General features: G+C 69.6%; 1 protein-coding gene. It reads left to right on the top strand.

All coding sequences use genetic code 11. From position 1 onward, the window contains the following. Nucleotides 1-72: 72 nt before the first annotated feature. Nucleotides 73-754 (top strand): hypothetical protein (locus IE273_RS43155; protein WP_189820558.1); only part of this gene is annotated, 682 nt, incomplete at its 3' end.

Raw genomic sequence — 754 nt, 5'->3', positions numbered from 1 at the left:
CCAGAAGGCCACCATCCACTGGCACCCCGACAAGGGCACCTGGATCACCGACAACTGAACAGGAGAACTCCCTTGAAGTCCCTTCACCGCAAGGTGCTTCGCACGGCGGCTGTGTCCTCGGCGCTCATCGTCACCACCCTCTGCGCCGTACCGGCCGCGAGCGCGTCGAGCCCCGACGGGCCGATCGGGCGCGGCGAGGCCATGGACCGCGCCTGGTCGTGGATCGCCGAGCAGGTGCCGTACAGCCAGTCCGGCTGCCACGAGGACCAGTTCGGCTGCTACCGCCCGGACTGCTCGGGCTACGTCTCCATGGCCTGGCACCTGAGCAGCTCCCTCACCACCTGGGGCCTGTGGGACGTCACGTCCGGCATCCCGGCTGACGACCTGCAGCCCGGCGACGCCCTGCTGCGGGACTCGGGCGGCGTCGACCACGTGGCGCTGTTCGTCCGCTGGGCGGACCCGGCCCACACCCGGCCGGTGGTTCGCGAAGAGTACGACTTCGGCCACGTGGCCGAGGAACGCGTCTGGAACGACGGACTGCGCGGCTTCTCCCCCCGCCGCTACAACGCACTGGACGACCTCGTGCCGTACGGCACCATCGCCGTCAAGTACGACAGCATGGGCGGCCCCGGCAGCGTCCTGGGACAGCCGGTCCAGGGCGAACGCGACTCGTCGCTGGGTGGGCGCTTCCAGCAGTTCCAGAACGGGATCATCCTGTGGCATCCGGACGTGGCGTATGCGGTGTACGGGGATG

It is taken from the genome of Streptomyces olivaceoviridis (assembly GCF_014650115.1).
Taxonomy (GTDB): domain Bacteria; phylum Actinomycetota; class Actinomycetes; order Streptomycetales; family Streptomycetaceae; genus Streptomyces; species Streptomyces olivaceoviridis.
Note: the sequence above shows the minus strand (reverse complement) of the source record. Positions and strands in the feature narration are given on the sequence as shown.